Origin of the sequence: Bacteroides propionicigenes (assembly GCF_018390535.1) — a bacterium.
Lineage (GTDB): Bacteria > Bacteroidota > Bacteroidia > Bacteroidales > Bacteroidaceae > Bacteroides > Bacteroides propionicigenes.
On record NZ_JAHBBW010000004.1, the window covers coordinates 148,601 to 168,927 of the forward strand.

The following is a 20,327-nucleotide window of genomic DNA, read 5'->3' on the forward strand; positions in this document are numbered from 1 at the left end:
ATTTCTGATTAGTTATCAAAAATCGCAGCTTCAACTATCTCACAAATAATATGTCCCAACATAATATGGGCTTCTTGGATTCTTGGAGTATCATCGGATGGCACAATAAGACTATAATCAGCCATTTCACCCATTTTACCACCGGAATGCCCTGTTAAAGCTATTGTACTTACCCCTTTTTCTTTACACACTTCAAAAGCATTAATTATGTTTTGGGAATTACCAGAAGTTGAAATCCCTATCAAGATATCGCCTTTGCATCCCATTCCTGCTATCAAACGGGAATATATCACATCGTATGAATAATCATTGGCAACTGCGGTTAAATAAGAAGTATTACAATGCAAAGCCTCTGCTGGCAATCCACGACGATCAATATAAAAGCGCCCTGAAAATTCTGCTGCTAAATGTTGTGCATCCGCTGCGCTTCCACCATTACCACAAAAATACACTTTACCACCATTTTGAAAACATTCAATAATTATAGCTGAAATTTGTGATAATTCTTCCAACAATTCTTTATTTGTTTGTAACAGGCTTATTGATTGCAAATGCTCTTGTATGCGAACTTCTATTAATCTTTGATTGTCCATGTCGTTAATCCTTTTTCTACAAATTCCACATTATATATCTTACCATTATATTTCTCTTCCAAGACTTTAGCAACCTTGTATTTTACAATGTCGGGGCAATAGAAAAACATAAAGCCACCACCACCGGCACCGGATATTTTTCCACCCAAAGCGCCATGCGATATTGCCGTGTCATAAATTTCATCTATTTCCGAAGTAGAGATGGATTTAGCCATTTGCTTTTTATACATCCAGCTATCATTCAGAGCAATTCCTAATTGCCCTAATTCATTTTTAAGTAATAGGTTCTTAATCCGATATGCCTCACTCTTCACCTTATGCATAGCTTCAATAGAAGATTCTTTTTTTGCTACCACATCGGCAACTTGTTCTTCTATAATCTTGGCTGATTTTCGACGGGTATCCGTAAAATACAAAAGCGTATTATGTCCCCATTCATTTAAAACTTCCACATTAATACGTAAGGGATTTACTATCACTTTGTCATCCGCATAAAATTCCATAAAGTTGACCCCGCCAAAAGTAGCCGCATATTGGTCTTGCTTACCTCCCATCATACATAAATCCTTACGTTCTATATCATAGGCATATTGAGCTATATCATATTCGCCCAATGGAAGTTTCAACCATTCCTTAAAACTCCCAATTATAGATACAGCAACCGTGGAAGAAGTCCCTAATCCCGAGCCTGAAGGAACATCCATATATGTTGTCAGTTCAAAAGACAGAGGCTCCCCTTTGTTGTATTTCTTAACTATTGAATTATATATTCCCCTTTGCAAAAGTAGTTTTCCTTCCAAAGGCAGCTCACCGACCGCGTCAAGTTCTTCCACAATATTTTCATTAATATGGCGAAAAATAATTTTTCCATTATTTAGTGGTCTAATGGAGGCATACGAATAGAGATTCACGGTTACATTCAGTATAGCTCCACCATATAAATCAGAATAGGGAGATACGTCAGTCCCTCCACCGGCAATACCTAACCGGAAAGGGGCTTTGCTACGATAAAGTATCATTATATATTAATTAAACGTTATTCATTAAATCTGTATATATTTTTGTAAGCTCTTTTTTTATTTCGTCCATTACAAAATATTTTAAAACTCTTCTTCGTGCATTTTGAGCATATTGATTTCTCATTGAATCATCCGTTAACAATGAATCTATCGCATCTGCCAATAGTCTGCTATTGCCATTTTTGACTTCAATGCCGGTCTCTCCATTTAAACTTACCCAATTGACGCCCGACCCTGCAATCGTAAAAGTCACTGTCGGACAATAACAATACATCGCTTCCGCCAATACCAAGCCAAAAGCCTCATTCTTTGTAAGAGAGGGAAAAGCAAACACATCGGCGGCATAAAAGCAACACTTCAATTCGTCTTGATTGATTCGTCCTAACCATTTTATTCTTTCAGACAAGTATGTTCTCTTCAAATCATCCGTCAAAGGACCATTCCCTGCTATGACAAAGACACAATCGGATGTTATAAACCGTTCTGCTTCCAACAAATGAACAATGCCTTTATACTTAACATGCCTTCCTACAAAAAATACTATTTTTTTATTTTGATATTTTTTCTTCACTGCATCAACATTCTCTGCTTCACCTTCATCCAACATAAATAAAGAGGGTTCAATTGCACTTGGAAGAACTTTTATTTTAGCCATATATCTACCCAATGGTTTGGATGCGATTCCATAATTCGGACTAGTAGTCAATATCAGATTAGCCCTATCAAGTAATTTTCTTTCTATACCTTTTACAAATTGATACAAAAAATTCTGTTCAACAATATCAGAATGCCAATGCACAACAAGATGTACGTTTCGTGGCATTAATAGTACCAGAAAAAATGCGATCAACGGATTAGGATAATGAAGATGAATAATATCTGGAGAGTATTCTTTCAAAATCGTCTTCAATCTTCGATAATATGATATAGAAATAGGTTGACTGGCTATTTTTCCTAATGTGGCCACCCGTGTTACTTTTATAGTATTTACGTAGTCTATTTCTGTATTATTTCTTGTATTGAAGCATACAACTTGATGTTCAAACTGAGGCAGGGAGTCCACTATATACTTACTTGTACTTTCAATTCCTCCATCAACAGGATAATAGAATTTAGCTATATGTAGAATTTTCATAATACTAACTCATTAAATATTTTTTCTTTAATAAACACCATAGTATTTTCATCCTATAAATTATTTTAAATCTTAAATCATAAGGACTACGTCCTGAACTACTTGAAACATTCAGAGAATGACGCCTGTATAATAGTGTAGGTGTTTTAAGATAATAAACATCCCCCCTCATCTCCGCAATTAAACCAAGCCAAATATCGTGGGCGACCATTGATTTAGGAAAGGGCAAAGCATATTCTACAATTTTCCTTCTAAAAGCCATACAACAACCCAAATACGAGTTCTTTATAATATTATGCAATATTCCTTGTTTGGAGTCTAACAAGGCAAAATAAGAAGGATGCTGTATCATTAAATCAGAATCAACCACAAAGCAATCCGATAGCACTAAATCAAATTGTTCCAAGTAAGACATAATAATCTTAACTTTATCAGGAAGCCACACATCATCTTGGTCTGCTAAGAAAATAATATCTCCTCGACTATGATTTATTGCATTTTCTATATTATGAGTGGTATAGTCAAATGGATAACGATATTTTTCCTTTTGATGATGTAAAACTCTTATCCGTTTATCTTGTAATTCATTTATAATATCAAGAGTGTTGTCTGTTGATGAGTCATCAGAAACAACAACTTCATCATCAGCCGACAACTGTAATAATATAGATGTCAATTGTTCTCGAATGTACTTTTCTCCATTAAAGGTAGCAACACATACAGAAATCATAACAAAACAGCTATTTGAAAAGATATTTAGTAAAATAACATTTGATAAAATAGCACGACATGGTTCTTAATGATAATGCCATAGTATGGCGTAATATACTATGTTGTCTAAAAAGCCAATCCGGAAAATCAAAATATTCACATTTTCCAGCACATTCTATGTATATATCAAAACGTCGTTTTAACACATTGACATCTAATTCGTTATTTGAAAAATTCTGTATGCACTCACTAGAAAGTAAAAAGAATTTTTTTATTCCTGAATGTGATAATTTTCGAGTAAATTGTATATCTGAAAAATCCAACCATACATCCTCATTATACCCCTTTACTTGTAAAAAAGCACTAGTACGAATACAAAGTCCACTATTTATCAAGAAATAAACATTCATAGGATAAAAAGCATCTGATACCATTTTTTTTAATTTTCGCTTCCTACAATGTGGAGATAATAATGTACCGTCAGGTAATTTAACTTGTGGAGCAAGTATTGAAATTTCAGGATGTTTTTTTATAGTTTGAATGTAATTTTCAAGAAAACCACTTAGTAACTTTGTATCTTGATCTAAAATTAATAACCAATCAATGCCATTTTCTTTGGCATATTGTGCTGCACTATTATAAGCCTTGCCTAATCCTCCATTAGAATGATCGTGTATATAAACTATCGGATATTTAATAAAATCCGAATCTATGACAGGAGAGTTATCATAAATAAATATTTTACAATTTGAATTACACTGTTCTTTAATAATTTGATATGATACAGAGTTAGCTATTTTGTTTTTATAAAGAACAATTACAATTAAGATAGTAGGTGAAAACATTTGATTTATACTTTTATCAGTTCCGATATAAATATACGCATATAAATTGCCATCGAAGCAAAGCATACAAGAATAACCTTTGAAACAAAAGTTGGCTTTATAGTATACAATAACATTGGAAATAATATTATTTCAACAATGCCATAATATTCCATAATACGTAATGCTGCAGCTATATTAAGTGAAAATAAAGGTAAAGCGACAAGTGATAATGCCATTATTTTCAGTAACAAATAAACATATCTATTCTTCAAGAAAATTAAATCCGACTTCCAAAGTAAAAGTCCCCATAAGATAATTCTGGACAAATGCAATAAACTAAAAATATTTGCCGAATAATCCCCAAATTCTTGGAAAGATTTATACATTTCAAATTTACTTTGAATATGTTCTATTGGAATTAAACCTATTAAGTCAATAAAATCTATTTTATATAATGCCATAATATAAGATATTATCAATAGACCTATCCACATCTGCTTTTTTATTTTATAAGGAGATATGAGCCATAAAGGTATCATTAACAATGATGAAATATGAAACAAGCAAGCTACGATTACATATACCCAATATTTTCTATTATGATTATATAAACTATTTAATGAAAATAAAAATATACCTGTTGCAACTGAAGCACGAACCTGTGTAAAATCTTGTTGCAAATACAAATTTCCAATCCAAATCAAAAGGCTTAAAAAAATAAATTCCGAATAAGATTGAATCGCCCGAAATTTCAATGGAATAGCTAACAGTGCATATAAACACATTAAGACCACTACATCACCACGTAACAAAAATTTAGCCACATATCTTAAAAGCACAAATGTAGGTTCTATATAATCACCGCCCGTTTCAAAAAGAATTGTATAACTTTCATAATCGGTAACTTTTGTACCATCACGCAGTCCTGTAAAAGCAATAAGAATTAAACACAATGTCCCAAAAAGAGCCAAAGATGTTTTACTATTATTGGAAAAACCTACTAAACAAAACAAAGTGATTATTATAAAAATACACAATATCGTAATAATCATTTTTATTTATCCTTTTTGAACAGATACCATAAAGAACCACATAATATTATTATCCAAAAATAAGGACAATAGCTATATTCTTTCAAAATGATTTTCCAAGAGCCTTGATTATTAAAATAAATTATATTCTTAGAATGGAACATCAACCATATTACCCTAATTGCTATAAATCTGTAAAATAAAACAAATTTATTTTTTTCAAAAGTCCAATAAGATATTGTCCCTTGTTTCAAATATCTTCGACTAAAACCTAAATAATTCTTAATAAATATTTCAAAAACATTATAGCCGCTTTTTTTCGTAACTGCAACAGGGAATACAATAAAATAATGTCCAAAATAAATCTTCACAGATTTTACTTGTGCTAGTTTATAAGACCAAGCTACTTGCAATAACAATGTATCACATAATGCAATATCTTTTATTATGTACAAATCTTGTCGCCATAATCCAAAATTACTAATCCAAGTTGTATAAAAAGATGTATATGCTATAAATTGATTAAGAGTATCACAATTCACTATTTCTACTTGAGAGTTACTTCTTCTTTCATAAAAAAGTAACGCATCTTTAGTTGATATATTTTTTTTTATTGTATCAAGTATAAACTTTAAACTTCCTGAAGGAAATCGCACTGTATCATTTAGTAATTTTAAATATTCTCCAGAACCACGCTGTAATGCGTATGAAAAATTTGCATCCCGTACATTTTTTTCATTACAGAAATATTTAACAAAAGGATATTTATTTACAATTTGTTTTGTATGATCAGTAGAACAATTATCTGATACTACCACCTCTATTTCATCAACATTGAAATCAGGATTTGAAAAAAGTAAAAAAAGTGTTTTATCCAGTATCTCAGCCCTATTATAAGTAGGAATACAAATTGACAATAAAGGTCGTTTATTTTCCATGCCATTCATATTTTTTCGTTCTATAAATCCAATAACCCCACGGCAATAAAGCGACAGTAATTAAACAATAACCACCTGTCACTCCCAACACCCCAAACCATTTACCTAACACGATAGTAGAAAGACAGCAGGTAATGCCCGCACAAATAGAATTTATCAAAAATGGTTCTTGCTTATGGCAGCGTAAATAGATTGCCCAGGAGCTTACGAATTGATTAATAAATAACGGAATCATCATCAAAAGCATAGGTATGTAGGGCAAAAAGCGGTTACCTAAATCCTTATTGCCTATGACGATATGCCAATGACGAACAGCCCCAACCACAATAAACATCAATACAAGCAACATACCGTTGATAAAAACAGACTGCTTCAAAGTACGATTGAAAATAGTATCCAATTTCGGATATTTCTTTTGGGCTATCAAACCAGAGTACAATGGTACTTTGGTTGTCATCCAACTCAAGGATAATGCCTGTATGCCATTCAATGCAGCCAATGTCATTCCCATTTGTCCAGCAACAACTGCTCCTTCCGTAGCAAACAGCACTGGATTGAACAATTGGAAAATGAAATATCCACTTATCCAACTCAAAGCTATCTTCCACTGGTAAGGAAATATCTCTTTACGATAATTTACTTTCTCCGTTAAAGATACGTTCCAGATACTCAGCAATAATTTTCTGAAATCGCTGAAGAACAATATAGCTGCAACCAATACGATGATGACAAGTAAGTTAAGACCGGAAACATACAATTTAGCTCCCAATATCAAACCGCCCCATACAATCAAAAGACTGCAACATTGCTGATACAAGCGCACTTTTGCCACTTCTTCAACCTTGCCTAATCCCTCTATAAAGGCAAGGGCGGGAGCCAACAGCAAATTCAAAGCCGTACCTGCCGCAAGCAAAATCCAGGGAAGCTTCCACGTAACACTGTCATCCAATCCGTATTTACCGAAGAAAACAAATCCTACGATTATTAAAGTTACCAATAACACCCCCGCAAAACATAAGTACCACTTGATGCAGAAATGCAGCAAAGACGACAAACGAGACAAGTATTTATGTTCGCCCGCCAGTTCGGTGGAGGTTTTCCATTTCAGATGCGCCGTTTCATGAGCTACATATTGAGTAATAATTCCATTCAGTCCCAGTTCAAAAAATACTTGAATGGCAACAATACTTCCAAAAGTATAATAAAATCCTTGTTCTATTTCCGTGAGATAACGGGCTACAAACAATATGGAAATGACTCCGCCTACAGCCTGAACAATTCTTGCCAAAGAAGTGAAGAAAATAGATTTGTCTATTCCTAATTTTGAGGCAAGTGTTTTTAGAAAACTCATAAATTTCTTATGGGAGAATATATACATTTCAATTGTAAATCATCCGGCATAAACGGTGCCATCTTCTCCAATGGAGCAGAAGTCATCTTGCCATCCTCGCCCATAAAAGAAGCCGATTTCGGGAACAAGGTCTGCTCCGGATGCATATGAATTTCACAAATCATACTGCCCGGATGATCCAATACATCAGTAATAGTGTCCGTTAGCACTTGTCCTTCCTCACTGATACTCACATAAGGTATGCCGTAGGCTTTTGCTATCTTTTTCAAATTCGGGCAAACCACACCACTTGCAGGATTACTACCTGTAAAGTAACCACCGAAAAACGATTTCTGTGTCGTCTTGATGGCTAAGTAACCCTCATTTTCAAGTACGAATATCTTTAACGGCATTTTGTATGTCACAAGCGTTTGAAGTTCCTGAATATTCATCTGCAGGCTGCCATCGCCCGTAACTAAAATCGTACGCCCTTGATGATTGGCTGTCAATGCACCGATGGCGGCAGGCAAATCATATCCCATGGCAGCACACCCTTGATTGGCAAAAACCCGGACTCCTTTCTTTACTTTCATTGCCTGATAGGTAGAGGTATAGGCAGTACCATTACCCGTTACCACCACATCGCCACCTCTTAATTGCTTGAACAGTTCATTTGCAAAGACATAAGAACTGACATAACCCGGAATGGAGGGATTATCATCGGAAAGGGATGGAAGTGCGTGCTCTATCTCCCTACCCCATTGTCGCCAACCGGAAAAATCAGGCAAAGTCAGGCTATCCAATCGAACGGATAACTTATCAATGAATTCCGACAAATCCGCATGAATAGGCAGATTAATGCTCAATGTCGGTTTCTGCTGTTCGGCACGGTCAATATCCACCATAACTTTATACGCTTTTGGCGCTAAAAGTTCATAAGCATAGCCTACTTGGCGGATGCTCAGACGAGTACCTAGAATTATCAGCAAATCGGCATTCTGAACCATAATGTTACCGATACGGTCACCACAGATGCCCGGTTTTCCGAAATACAACGGATGATCATGCCAAATAATATCCGAACCGCTGATTGCCGTAACAACAGGTATCTGCATTTTTTCTGCCACACTGATAAATTCATCCGTACAATTAGCCAAGCGCACACCGTTTCCCACATATATGACAGGACTTTTCGCCTTTTGAATTTTCGCTATCAGTTCCTCTATTTGTCGGTCTACTAATATATGATTTACCGTATCTACCAATTCCGCCGAATCAAACTCTTTCAGTTTATTTTCATCGATCATAGCTCCCTGAATATCCAGAGGAACATCAATCCATACAGGACCGGGACGTCCGGTAAGGGCTATTGTTATCGCTTTATCAAGTTCGTATTTGATATCCAAAGCATTGGTTACGGTAATAGCATATTTGGTAATAGGCCTTACGATACTGACGATATCAGCCTCCTGATCTCCCAATTGACGAAGAGGAAGTTCCGGGTAAGAGCCTTTCATGGTACTTTGTTTTATCTGACCGGATATATACAAGGCAGGAATGGAATCAAGCCACTGTCCGAGAACTCCCGTTACGGCATTAGTTCCGCCGGGACCTGTCGTGACATTTGTGACGCATAAACGACCGCTTGCCCTATAGTATCCTTCGGCGGCGATAGCCGAAGCCTGCTCGTGATGATTGCAAATATAGGTCAAGCCCTGTGTACGACCGATTGAATCATTTAGGTGCATGGCACCGCCTCCTGTGACTAAAAAACAATGCTGAATCTGATAAGCATCTACCAGATGCTTAAAAATGAAATCACTAACTTTAATCATAATTATTTATCGGTTAATAAAAGGTTCCTATCCAACTGTTCCATATGGCTTTCATACCAAGAATAAAGTTCTTTCACTCCGGCATATATGGAAGTATATCGTAAATCTATATATTCATTTTTCAATCTTGCATTATCACCACTATATTCCAAGCCTAACCCGTCCTGATGTATGTGTATAGGCAAATCCTTACCAGAGATGTCTTTAACTATCAAAGCCAAGTCTAACAAAGAAATAGATAGATCAGGAGTGATATTATATGAATGATATTGAGGAGTATTTTCGATAAACCAATCCAAAACAAGCATTAAGTCATTTACATACAGATAATCAAAATTTCTATTCTGCTTGATGGTTATGGGAAGATCAAACAAAGTCTTACATATGGCATTGGAGATAAAGCGAATGGCATAATCCTCATATTTTCCATAAATTCCAAAAATGCGCAGATCATATATATTCGCACTGTTTTCTATTACCTTCTCACATACATATTTACAATATCCATGCTCATCCGAGGGAATATAAGCCGTCCACTCTTCCTCACTCATCTTAGGACGATAATACCGCATATCATAAATAGCACCAGAGCCCAATACCAACATCTTTTCATACTCATGTTTATGCCGCTCCAGATTAAAAAACATGCGGGTGTTCGTATAAAAAAGATTGGATAAATCCTTTGCATTGCGATGACAAGGTTTCACAGCTGCATGAATAACTATATCAACAGTATGTTGTTTAAAATAATCATCTACGCTATTCTCATCGGAAAGATTCAACTCGCGGCTTGAAGGAAACAGTATATTATATTTCTCCATCAAGAAACTCTCACGTATATTACGTCCAATAAAGCCGTTTCCGCCGGTTAATAATATTGTCTTCATCTTAAATGCCAAGACTAATATATTCTTGGATTTGCTCCAAGCATAAATCATGTACTTTCTTTTCCTTATACCCCGTATACCAATCCACTGTCAGTGCCACCGTTTGCTCTATATCCATCCTCGGCTCCCATCCCAACCGGAATTTCGCCTTACTGATATCCAGCATCAACAGTTTTGCCTCGTGTAATGCATCAGGATTGGACAAATCTTTCAACTCACCACTGCCATAATGCTCTATAACTTTTGTTGCCACATCCCAAACCGTAGAAATACTTTCCGCCCTTGGACCGAAGTTCCAGCCATCACAATATTTTGTAGGCTCGTCCCACATCTTCTGTGCAAGAAGCATATAACCGCTGAGAGGCTCCAGCACATGCTGCCAGGGACGAATTGACTGGGGGCTGCGAATTTCTATCGGCTTGCCTGCTTCCAAAGACTTGATACAATCCGGGATAATACGATCCAGTGCCCAGTCGCCACCGCCTATTACATTCCCGGCTCTTACACTGGCAATACTCTTGCCGTGCTTCCTGTACTCTTCAGGGTTGAAGAAACTTCTGCGCCACGAAGCGATGGCAATTTCCGCCGCTCCTTTTGAAGAAGAATAAGGGTCATAACCGCCCATAGGCTCGTTCTCACGATAGCCCCAGATTTGTTCCTTATTCTCGTAGCACTTGTCAGTGGTTATCATCACGCCCACCTTTACACTGTCTGTAGCACGGATAGCTTCGAGAATATTAATAGTCCCCATAACATTAGTCTGATAGGTTTCGACGGGAATGTCATAACTAAGGCGTACTAATGGCTGGGCTGCCAGATGGAAAACTATTTCGGGCTGGTATTGGCGGAAGATTTCTTTCATCCGTTCACCGTCACGGATATCAGCACGGATATCCGCCTTGATTTTCCTTCCGATGCCGGAAAGCACAAAGTTATCACGTTCCGTAAATGGGTCTTGTGCGACACCGATAACTTCCGCGCCAAGCTCATGTAACCAAATGGAAAGCCAGCTTCCCTTGAAACCGGTATGACCGGTGACAAGTACTCGCTTTCCATGATAGAAGGCATTGAAAATGTCTATCATGAATGAATGGAATAAATTACAATAGGATGATTAATTATATTTCATCATAGTAGCATGAAAGGCTACTATATAAAGAGTCGTTTTTGTATAACGATAGATAATACGATATTTGGGATGTACCAAAATACTGTAATACTTCATCTTGTCAGTACTACGTCTTTCTTCTAAAATTCCTATTTGCGGAGAATGGGATAAAGTTTCTGCAGTTTTACTAACATCCTCGGAGAAATGTATTGCAGCCTTAGCACCCATATTACAAGAATACCATGTAGCAATCTTATCAAACTGGTCCTGAGAACGCTTATACCACTTTATCTTCAAATTTTCCATTTTGCAAACATAGCTGCTACTTCTTCGTCAGTAGCAAAGCCGCTTGCTTCAGACAATCTGATTTCTTCGTCCAATTCTTCTTCTGTAAAGCAACAAGGCATAGTGTCTTCGTGCAGGAGTTCAAGACATTCCTGCAACTTCCCTTCATCGGTAGTACTATCGATGGAAGCAATCAGCCTGTTCTTCAAACCTTGAAGATAGGGGGTATTGTATGCAACTGCAGGTTCTGAAACTTTCATGGGTATTCTCCTCGTTTAGATATAGCAAAGGAATACATTTTATCTGTAACCGACAAATGTTTTAAGAATTTTCATCTGTTCATTACCAAACTTTCCATGGAGCCTGCCCCTTATCCCACATTTCATTCAACTCCGTATTGTCACGGAGTGTGTCCATCGGTTTCCAGAAACCAGTGTGACGATAGGCGTGCATATTGCCGTCTTTGGCTATCCGCTCCAGAGGGGTGCGCTCGAATATGGATGTATCGTCATTATCCGGTATGTAACCGAACACTTCCGGTTCGCAGACAAAATAACCGGCATTAATCCAATTGCGGTCGCCGTCGGGCTTTTCCTGGAAAGAAAGTACCTTATCGGTATTCAGATCTATCTGCAAAGCACCGAATTTACCTCCCGGTTTATAGGCTGTCAACGAAAGAGCGGCCCCCGATGCCTCATGTACGGCAAGAGTGTCAGCAATATTCAAATCCGTCACGCCATCGCCATAGGTCAGCAAAAAGCGTTCATTGCCGATGTATTTCTGAACCCGCTTGATGCGTCCGCCCGTCTGGGTGTTCAGCCCGGTATCTACCATGGTTACTTTCCAATTCTCGGAATGATTGTCAAGAATAGTAGTTGTATTGTTCGACAAATCTACAGTCATGTCACTGTTATGCCGGAAATAATTGGCAAAATATTCTTTAATGACATACTGTTTGTAGCCACAACAGATTACAAATTCAGTGATGCCATAATGGCTGTAAGTTTTCATGATATGCCAAAGGATAGGTTTCCCGCCAATCTCTACCATCGGCTTGGGAATCAGATTGGTGGCTTCACTCAGACGTGTACCGAGACCACCGGCAAGTATTACCGCTTTCATTTCACAAAATCCTTAATAGTGGTTATCATATAATCAAGCATATCATGAGTCATACCCGGATAGACACCTATCCAGAGTGTGTTGTTCATGATAAAGTCTGTACCGTCCAAATTACCGACAACACGGAATCCCTCACCGGAGCGACGCATCCCGTCAAAAGCCGGATGTTTCAGCAAATTACCGGCAAAGAGATTGCGGGTCTGTATCTTCTTGTTTTCCAGATGTTGGGACAACTCGTTACGGGTGAATCCCGCATCTGCTTTTACCGAAAGCAGAAAGCCGAACCAGCTGGGATTTGAATTCTTCTGCGCTTCGGGAAGAATCAGACCCCGAGTACCTTCAAGCCCTTGTTTCAAATAAGAAAAATTCTTCCGGCGGGCTGCAACAATTCCATCCAGTTTATCCAGCTGCGCACAACCGATGGCAGCCTGCATATCAGTCACTTTCAAATTATAACCGAAATGGGAATAGACATATTTATGATCGTAACCCAAAGGAAGCTCACCGAATTGTTTGGTAAAACGGCAACCGCAAGTATTGTCCACACCCCCTACACACCAACAGTCGCGCCCCCAGTCGCGGAATGAATTCACAATCTTATGCAATTGGAGATTGTTTGTATAGACAGCACCGCCTTCTCCCATAGTCATGTGATGAGGAGGATAAAAACTGCTGGTACCGATATCTCCGATCGTACCGGTTTTTCTCTCTTCCCCATTGATTGTATAAGTAGAACCTAAAGCATCGCAGTTGTCCTCTACCAGCCAAAGGTTATGCTTGTCGCAAAAAGCCTTTACAGCCGCCAGATTAAAGGGGTTGCCCAAAGAGTGGGCTATCATAACCGCCTTTGTTCTCTCGGAATAAGCGGCTTCCAACTGTCTCACATCAATATTATATTCGGGAATAGTGACATCTACAAAAACCGGGACAGCTCCATACTGAATGCAGGGGGTGACAGTAGTAGGAAAGCCGCAAGCAACGGTAATCACTTCATCACCACGCTTGATTTGCCGCTCACCCAACAAAGGCGATGTCAGTGCTGAAAAAGCCAACAAATTGGCGGAAGAACCTGAATTTGTCAAAGAACAGTATTTAACTCCCAGCCATGATGCAAAGCGCTTCTCAAATTTATGAGCCCATGGTCCGGCAGTCAGCCAAAAGTCAAGGGAAGAATCAACTAAATTGACCAGTTCGGCATGGTCGTAATAACGACCGCCATAATTCACAAAACTCTTGCCGGCGTCAAAAGGCTTTTTGTGCCCATGAACTTCAGCATAATATTCTTTGGTCAAAGCCAGAATTTGTTGTTTAAGTTCGTCTTTTCTATTCATAAATATGACTTTTATTTTTTATCTCTCAAATAATCCCACCACAGATTCAGCCCTATCCAAATCACAATATCGGCAATCAACATCACCGTATTATTCACATAAGGCATCAACAGAATATTCGCTGCACTGAAAGCACAAGACATACAAAGCAAGCTCAGCATAGCCTTTCTCGGTGACAGACCGATAGCCAGCAATTTATGGTGAATATGATTCTTGTCCGGTTCAAAAGGGCTGTGCCCTTCACGAATACGAACCAAAACCACACGAATGACATCGAAAGAAGGAATTATCAGCGTGCTGAAAGCAATGATGAAAGCGCCTTCGGTATAAGGCATGACATCAGGATTCAGCTGGCTGTACTTTATGGCAAGGAAACTAAGCGTATAGCCCAAGGTCAGACTTCCCGTATCACCCATAAATATCTTGCGGGCACGCTCGGCGCTGCCGAAAACGTTGTAATAAAAAAACGGGACAAGCACACCGAAAGTGCCGGCAGCGAGCATGGCATAACTCCAAAGCCCTTTCTCTATAAAAAGAAAAGTGAATATCAATAAAGCCACACTGCTCAAACCCGAAGCAAGACCGTCTATGCCGTCTATCAGATTGATTGCATTGGTTATGAAAACAACTGTAAGAACTGTGAAAGGCATACCTATATATGCGGATATTTCATGTATGCCGAACAAACCGTACAAATCATTTATCCAAAGCCCCGATAAGGGAAAAAGGGCCGCACAAAATATCTGGATAATAAACTTCTGGCGGTAACGGACACCGACAAGGTCATCGGCAATACCTGTCAGGTAAAGCAAGGTCATGCCGCAAGCAAACAGCAATAACTCCGGCAACAAATAGCCGGCATAGACTGTGGAAATACTATCGCCGCACAACAGGCGGAAAGTATAGACAAGACAGAAAGAAAACAAGGTGGTCGGAAAGAAAGAAACACCACCCAGACGGGGAATGGCTTTCTTATGCACCTTGCGCTCGTCCGGAATGTCGAACAGTTTCTTACGCATGGATATCAGCAAGATACGCGGAATCAGCATACGGGCTATCAATGCCGATATCAAAAAGGTTAGAATAATAAAGAAAAGGTTCACGTGGGTGATGGAATAATAAGGTGACAGAGTGATAAGGCTATAGGGCGATAAGGGGGTAAAGGTGTTATTCTATAACCTCAAAAGGATATTGATTATCTTCCAGATTTTCCAATTCATTGATGATTTCAGCCTGTTCGGAAGTCAGTGATGTTGCGTCCCAAGTATTGATAATGGAATGGGCTTCCTTAGCCAGTTCTTCCTCATAGACCTCACCATAGCAATGGGTAAGAAGACGAACTTTCAAAAGCGAGTCCGGAAGTTTATCAAGAATCCCCCAGCAACGGTCGAGAAGGCGCTGTATATATTGCTGTTTGCGACCGTTGTCATAAAAAGTAGCGTTCAACGCTACGAGAATAGAAAGACAAAGTTCGGCTTCCTCCTCCGGAGTACTGCCTTCCGGAGAGTTGTACAAATTCAGTGCTTGTTCATAAACTTCGCGATTCAAACGGGCGAAGTGATCGCTATAAATGGGACTGCCGTCCATCCCCAAGTCCAAGAGTTCATGGGCAAGGGTGTACAAAGATGAAACGTGATCGTTCATTTTATCTAAGATATAGAAGTTATTGAGTTACAAATATTTCAGTTACTATCTATCGGTTCTACGAGCGAGGAGTGGATAAATGTAGTGGCAACTGCCATGACACCTTCTATGTTTACCACCACACGACGGTCATGGCGAAGGCGGACAAATTCACCGATAGCCCCTTCGAAAATCCCGCCTGTGATACGTACTTTAGTACCTTTCACCAATTTCAGTTCCTCCGGTTCCACATAAATTACAGCCTCATCATATGTACCTGCGACTAAAATAAAACTACGCATCTGTGCATCCGGAATAATAACCGGTTGGCGGGTTTCCCTATTCATTATATAACGTATAGGGATATTCAAAGAAAAATTATTTTTGATTTCATCAATACAAGCACGAGTGGAACGGATAAAGACCAAATTGTGTATGGCAGGAACAAGCTTGCGAACACGACGTTCATTCCTTACGATGTATTCGTAATGCATAGGAATGAAATTCTCTATACCTTCCTTGTCAAGATAGTCTTTAAGAGATAATTCGCGGCTGTAAGTTACGCGGACAGCATACCAATGTAATTGACGGAGCATTACTAAACAAGAATCGTAAGATTTCGGATAAAATAAAGTCTTGTGAAAAGGATATTCTTTGGGGACACCGGGGTTGTGAAGTACCTTCCGATCAATTCATGTAATGCAATTATTTCCAATAGTTTAGTCTGCATCCATATTATCCCAAAATTCCCCACTATCACAGAAAGAGAACGTTGAAACAGTTATGTGATCAATAAGCTCTTTTAAAAAGCTGTAAACGAATAACTTAAAAACAAAAATAGTTTTTTAGACGTTCGTTTAATAAACGCAAAGATATGGTAGTTTTTTGTACTGGCAAAATGTTTGATAGAAAATCTTTGATTTTTATAGTCTTAGTATAAGATAAATACTTGTTAATGAAATAGTAACCTTTTCCAATAACCTCTGTTATTTTTTACGTTTTTCCACATAATTTCTACCCTGTACTGTTCGCATCTGAACACTGTTTATTAAACGAACGTTTAAAAAACACTATTCAGGTCTTTTTCCTACTATTTTTTAATGCCCACAGAACCAAAATCAAGAAGGTTTTTAATGAAGTTAACATCATTGGCAGTAATAAGTTAACATCGTGCAGACAGCAAGTTAACTAACTACAAAACAAAAAGTTAACATCATCACAAGAATGATGTTAACTAACAATATTTCTCAATTTGCTTATCTTACAGCATAACTTTCAGCTCATGGCAAAGTCGCTCTTTCACCTCCTCCATTGGCATTGTCCGTCCTAACTCTTTTTGAAGCGAAGTCACTCCTTTATCTATAAATCCGCAAGGATTGATATAACTGAAATAGCGTAAATCCGTATTGATATTGAATGCCAAACCATGCATCGTGACGTAGTGACTACTGCGCACACCGATGGCACAAATTTTACGGGCGCGCGAAGAATCTCCATCCAGCCACACACCGGTAGCTTTCTCCATACGACCGGCAGTTATCCCATAAGAAACACAAACACGGATTACGGCTTCTTCCAGTAAATGCACATATTCTTTCAATCCCAAAGAGAACTCTTCCAAATTCAAAATGGGATAACAAACAAGCTGCCCCGGACCATGATAAGTAATATCACCGCCCCGGTCTATATGGTATAATGAAGCGCCTATCGCACAAAGCTGTTCTTCACTCAGCAACATATTGCCTTCCTTACCGCTACGTCCCAGCGTATATACATGCGGATGTTCACAAAGCACAATATGATTTACATACTCCTCCCCCGCCTGTTTGGCTTGTACAAGTGCATCAAACCACTCAGTCTGTCTGTCCCATGCTTCGGCATAGGGAACTGTTTTCCAATCTGATATTTCCAATCTCATAAAACAAATATACTACTTTTTCTCATTTCCACAAAAAAGCGTAACTTTGCGCAGACCAAAACGACAACACTTATGGAATTTCCCCAAGTCGATCTCCCCGTAGACCTGATTGCATGGACAGATGTAACAGAAGACATTCTGAACATATACAAGCAATCATGCCGCCTGAAAGCATGTATCTTCGCATTGTGTATCGAAGGTTCCATTACGGTATCTATCAATTTAATGGATACCGAAATCAAACAAGGAGACTTTGTAACGCTTCTCCCCGGCACTATCATCCAGTTCTACGGACAGAAAGAAAAAGTACGCATCGGATTCGCCGGATTTTCCGAACATTGTCTCAACGGAGTCAACATAATCCAGTCTACCATGAGTTCGTACTCCAAGATTATAGAAACTCCTGTTATACCCCTCAACGAGACTGTCGCATCCTATTTCAGAGACTATTTCGCATTGCTGGCACGTGTCTCCACCGGTCCCTATATGCCCAAAACACGAATGGCGCAAAATGTGCTGGACACCCTACTCTATGGCGTCAATGAACTATACAGCAACCGTCCCGACTCGCAAAACAGGATGAAGAGCCGGAAAGAGGAAATCTGCCGTGAGTTCATACAACTGGTCATCGAAAACTACACCACCGAACGCCGCGCACAGTTTTATGCCGGGAAACTGGGTATATCTCTGCAGCACCTCAGCACCACCATCAAACAAGTGACAGGCAAAAATGTACTGGATATAATTGCGCACGTCGTTATTATCGACATAAAAGCCAAACTGAAATCCACCGACATGACTATTCAGGAAATAGCCTATTCGCTGAATTTCCCCAGCGCCTCGTTTTTCGGAAAATACTTCAAGAGACACATGGGCATGAGTCCGTTGGAGTATAGAAACAGCTGACCTAACCTCTCACCAGCGTCACACAGGAGAGCACTATGGCTATTGTAGCCAGCATAGGGGTCAACAATATGTCATATACAGGATAAAGGATGCCGGCAGCTACCACCACGCCTATCAGATGATAGATTATCACCCAAAAAGAGTTTTGACGCATCAGGCGAAGTGTATGGCGGGATAAGTCAAACAGTTTAGGAAGCGATTGCAAATCAGAAGATTTCATCACTACCATAGCTTCTTCCGCTATCGCATCATCGGCATTTCCACCCATAGCAATGCTTACGTCGGCACAGGCCAAAGCCTGTATATCGTTGATGCCGTCACCTATCATGACAACCGTCTTTCCCTGCAATCGGAGTTCATGGATAAAGGTTTCTTTATCGTCTGGCAAAGCATCGGACATATAGCTGATAATTCCTAACTTTCCCGCTATGGTCGAGGCAGTACGTTCGCCGTCGCCCGTAAGCATACAAATGTCAAGATTTTGTCCGCGGAGTTCTTTCACTACTCCAAGTGCGGTAATCTTCAACTGGTCTTTAACAGCGATTATGGCAAGCAACTCTCCCTCCCGTCCAAAGTAAACGATACTGTTGCCCTCGGATTCATATTCCACCAACATATCGCCCAGAACATCGGAAAGGTAGACCTGATAATCCTTTAACAGCTTATGACTGCCTACCCAATATTCCGTACCCTTATAGGCGGCTTTCATTCCCTTTCCTTTCAATATCTCACAGCCATCCAACCGGACAGGCGTTACCTGTTCTTCTTTCAAGGAGGCAGTGATAGCCATTGCCAGTGAATTGGACGAATTCGTTTCGACAGCCAACAATACCCTTTTAAAATATTCTTCCTGATACTGCGCCCACAACCAAGCCGTGACAGTAGGATGCCCCTCGGTTAGCGTACCGGTCTTGTCAAAAACCACCACATTTGTTTTGTCCAAACGTTCCAAAACAAGGGAGTTTTTAATCCAGATGTGCATCTTGGCCGCTTTGCCGATTCCACGCATCAGGGCAACAGGCGTAACCAATCCTAACGCACACGGGCAAGCAACTATAAAAATCGAGATAACCGAATAGAGAGCATACGGCACAGCTTCCACACCGCCAAACAATATCCAGATAAAAAACACGACAATTGCCATTCCCGTCAGAACGGGAAAAATGATATTGGCAATTCGATTTTCATCATGCAGTTCTTCAGGCAGGAAGTGGAATATTTTTCCGGTCAGTCCCACAGCAACGGTCAAAACGGCCACTTCGTAATAGACGTGCGGTTGAAGTCCCACACCGTACCAATAATCCGGAAAGAAAGTGTTGAACACGCTGAAAAGGAAAGCCACAGAAGCACTGAAAACAATAAGCGTATCCATTGTGGTACGTCCTGTACGAAGCTGTCTCCAAGAGTCCGTATAGAAAGAGGTTCCCAAAAATACCAATGCGGTGGCAGCCAACAACATCTGTATTTCGCCGCCATAAGGCACATAACTACGGAATATGGAAAGCAGCAACAACGGAACGGCCAACAGCCATGCACCGGCAGCCTGTATCTTCAAGCTGCGGTACTGCCTGTTACGTTCTTCCATGTTGCATCTTTCCATACTATCGGCATACTCCGCGCAATGCAGTTCCTGCGCAGAACATACCTTCTTCAATATATTGCTCATTCTGTTATATTTTTAGGGGGTTGTTACTCTGAATCCACTAAAGCAACAACCGGAATGAGCCG

At 39.3% G+C, this 20,327-nt stretch carries 21 protein-coding genes; 1 reads left to right on the forward strand and 20 read right to left on the reverse strand.

Annotated elements, in window-relative coordinates:
- Positions 1 to 8 precede the first annotated feature (8 nt).
- The 19 genes from gmhA to lipB form a co-directional block, all read right to left on the reverse strand.
- On the reverse strand, positions 9 to 593 hold the full coding sequence (gene gmhA, locus KG118_RS07480) for a D-sedoheptulose 7-phosphate isomerase (RefSeq protein ID WP_117711879.1): 585 nt from the start codon (positions 591 to 593) through the stop codon (positions 9 to 11).
- Positions 575 to 1,612 (reverse strand): GHMP family kinase ATP-binding protein, encoded by a 1,038-nt coding sequence (locus KG118_RS07485; protein WP_233514897.1) that lies wholly within the window; start codon positions 1,610 to 1,612, stop codon positions 575 to 577. Before KG118_RS07485 ends, gmhA begins: the two co-directional genes overlap by 19 nt.
- Positions 1,613 to 1,622: 10 nt before the next feature.
- The gene (locus tag KG118_RS07490; RefSeq protein WP_117711880.1) at positions 1,623 to 2,747 is read right to left on the reverse strand and encodes a glycosyltransferase; all 1,125 of its coding nucleotides are present in this window, start codon (positions 2,745 to 2,747) and stop codon (positions 1,623 to 1,625) included.
- 4 nt (positions 2,748 to 2,751) lie between these two features.
- Positions 2,752 to 3,477 (reverse strand): glycosyltransferase family 2 protein, encoded by a 726-nt coding sequence (locus tag KG118_RS07495; RefSeq protein ID WP_117711882.1) that lies wholly within the window; start codon positions 3,475 to 3,477, stop codon positions 2,752 to 2,754.
- Between the two features lie 10 nt (positions 3,478 to 3,487).
- Positions 3,488 to 4,303, reverse strand: a complete 816-nt coding sequence (locus tag KG118_RS07500; RefSeq protein WP_158560997.1) for a glycosyltransferase — start codon at positions 4,301 to 4,303, stop codon at positions 3,488 to 3,490.
- A 5-nt stretch (positions 4,304 to 4,308) separates the two neighbouring features.
- Positions 4,309 to 5,337 carry an EpsG family protein gene (locus tag KG118_RS07505; RefSeq protein ID WP_117711886.1) on the reverse strand — a complete coding sequence of 343 codons (1,029 nt, stop codon included), beginning with the start codon at positions 5,335 to 5,337 and terminating at the stop codon, positions 4,309 to 4,311.
- A gap of 2 nt (positions 5,338 to 5,339) precedes the next feature.
- Positions 5,340 to 6,254 carry a glycosyltransferase family 2 protein gene (locus tag KG118_RS07510; protein ID WP_158560998.1) on the reverse strand — a complete coding sequence of 305 codons (915 nt, stop codon included), beginning with the start codon at positions 6,252 to 6,254 and terminating at the stop codon, positions 5,340 to 5,342.
- Positions 6,244 to 7,605: a lipopolysaccharide biosynthesis protein gene (locus KG118_RS07515; RefSeq protein WP_117712018.1), complete on the reverse strand. Its 1,362-nt coding sequence runs from the start codon at positions 7,603 to 7,605 to the stop codon at positions 6,244 to 6,246. The genes KG118_RS07510 and KG118_RS07515 overlap by 11 nt, the downstream gene beginning before the upstream one ends.
- Positions 7,602 to 9,419, reverse strand: a complete 1,818-nt coding sequence (locus KG118_RS07520) for a thiamine pyrophosphate-binding protein (RefSeq protein ID WP_117711889.1) — start codon at positions 9,417 to 9,419, stop codon at positions 7,602 to 7,604. The genes KG118_RS07515 and KG118_RS07520 overlap by 4 nt, the downstream gene beginning before the upstream one ends.
- A gap of 2 nt (positions 9,420 to 9,421) precedes the next feature.
- Positions 9,422 to 10,306: an NAD-dependent epimerase/dehydratase family protein gene (locus tag KG118_RS07525; protein ID WP_117711891.1), complete on the reverse strand. Its 885-nt coding sequence runs from the start codon at positions 10,304 to 10,306 to the stop codon at positions 9,422 to 9,424.
- Position 10,307: 1 nt separating this feature from the next.
- Positions 10,308 to 11,390: a CDP-glucose 4,6-dehydratase gene (rfbG, locus tag KG118_RS07530; protein ID WP_117711892.1), complete on the reverse strand. Its 1,083-nt coding sequence runs from the start codon at positions 11,388 to 11,390 to the stop codon at positions 10,308 to 10,310.
- Positions 11,391 to 11,420: 30 nt separating this feature from the next.
- Positions 11,421 to 11,720 (reverse strand): type II toxin-antitoxin system RelE/ParE family toxin, encoded by a 300-nt coding sequence (locus tag KG118_RS07535; RefSeq protein ID WP_117711894.1) that lies wholly within the window; start codon positions 11,718 to 11,720, stop codon positions 11,421 to 11,423.
- Complete coding sequence (locus KG118_RS07540) at positions 11,708 to 11,959, reverse strand: hypothetical protein (RefSeq protein ID WP_233514898.1); 252 nt, start codon at positions 11,957 to 11,959, stop codon at positions 11,708 to 11,710. Before KG118_RS07540 ends, KG118_RS07535 begins: the two co-directional genes overlap by 13 nt.
- An 82-nt stretch (positions 11,960 to 12,041) precedes the next feature.
- Positions 12,042 to 12,821, reverse strand: coding sequence for a glucose-1-phosphate cytidylyltransferase (gene rfbF, locus KG118_RS07545; RefSeq protein WP_117711897.1), 780 nt, complete (start codon positions 12,819 to 12,821; stop codon positions 12,042 to 12,044).
- Positions 12,818 to 14,152 (reverse strand): lipopolysaccharide biosynthesis protein RfbH, encoded by a 1,335-nt coding sequence (rfbH, locus tag KG118_RS07550; RefSeq protein WP_117711899.1) that lies wholly within the window; start codon positions 14,150 to 14,152, stop codon positions 12,818 to 12,820. The genes rfbF and rfbH overlap by 4 nt, the downstream gene beginning before the upstream one ends.
- An 11-nt stretch (positions 14,153 to 14,163) precedes the next feature.
- On the reverse strand, positions 14,164 to 15,255 hold the full coding sequence (locus KG118_RS07555; protein ID WP_117711901.1) for an MraY family glycosyltransferase: 1,092 nt from the start codon (positions 15,253 to 15,255) through the stop codon (positions 14,164 to 14,166).
- A 64-nt stretch (positions 15,256 to 15,319) separates the two neighbouring features.
- Entirely contained in the window at positions 15,320 to 15,796 is a 477-nt protein-coding gene (locus KG118_RS07560) for a UpxZ family transcription anti-terminator antagonist (protein WP_117711903.1), read from the reverse strand.
- Between the two features lie 38 nt (positions 15,797 to 15,834).
- A complete protein-coding gene (locus tag KG118_RS07565; protein WP_117711905.1) occupies positions 15,835 to 16,371 on the reverse strand; it encodes a UpxY family transcription antiterminator in 537 nt (178 codons plus the stop codon).
- A 665-nt stretch (positions 16,372 to 17,036) separates the two neighbouring features.
- Positions 17,037 to 17,693, reverse strand: a complete 657-nt coding sequence (gene lipB / locus KG118_RS07570; protein WP_117711907.1) for a lipoyl(octanoyl) transferase LipB — start codon at positions 17,691 to 17,693, stop codon at positions 17,037 to 17,039.
- Positions 17,694 to 17,765: 72 nt separating this feature from the next.
- Here lipB and KG118_RS07575 point away from each other — a divergent pair, with 72 nt between their 5' ends.
- Positions 17,766 to 18,599: a helix-turn-helix domain-containing protein gene (locus KG118_RS07575; protein WP_117711909.1), complete on the forward strand. Its 834-nt coding sequence runs from the start codon at positions 17,766 to 17,768 to the stop codon at positions 18,597 to 18,599.
- 1 nt (position 18,600) lies between these two features.
- Here KG118_RS07575 and KG118_RS07580 read toward each other — a convergent pair whose 3' ends face one another.
- A complete protein-coding gene (locus KG118_RS07580; RefSeq protein WP_117711911.1) occupies positions 18,601 to 20,265 on the reverse strand; it encodes an HAD-IC family P-type ATPase in 1,665 nt (554 codons plus the stop codon).
- Between the last annotated feature and the right edge of the window lie 62 nt (positions 20,266 to 20,327).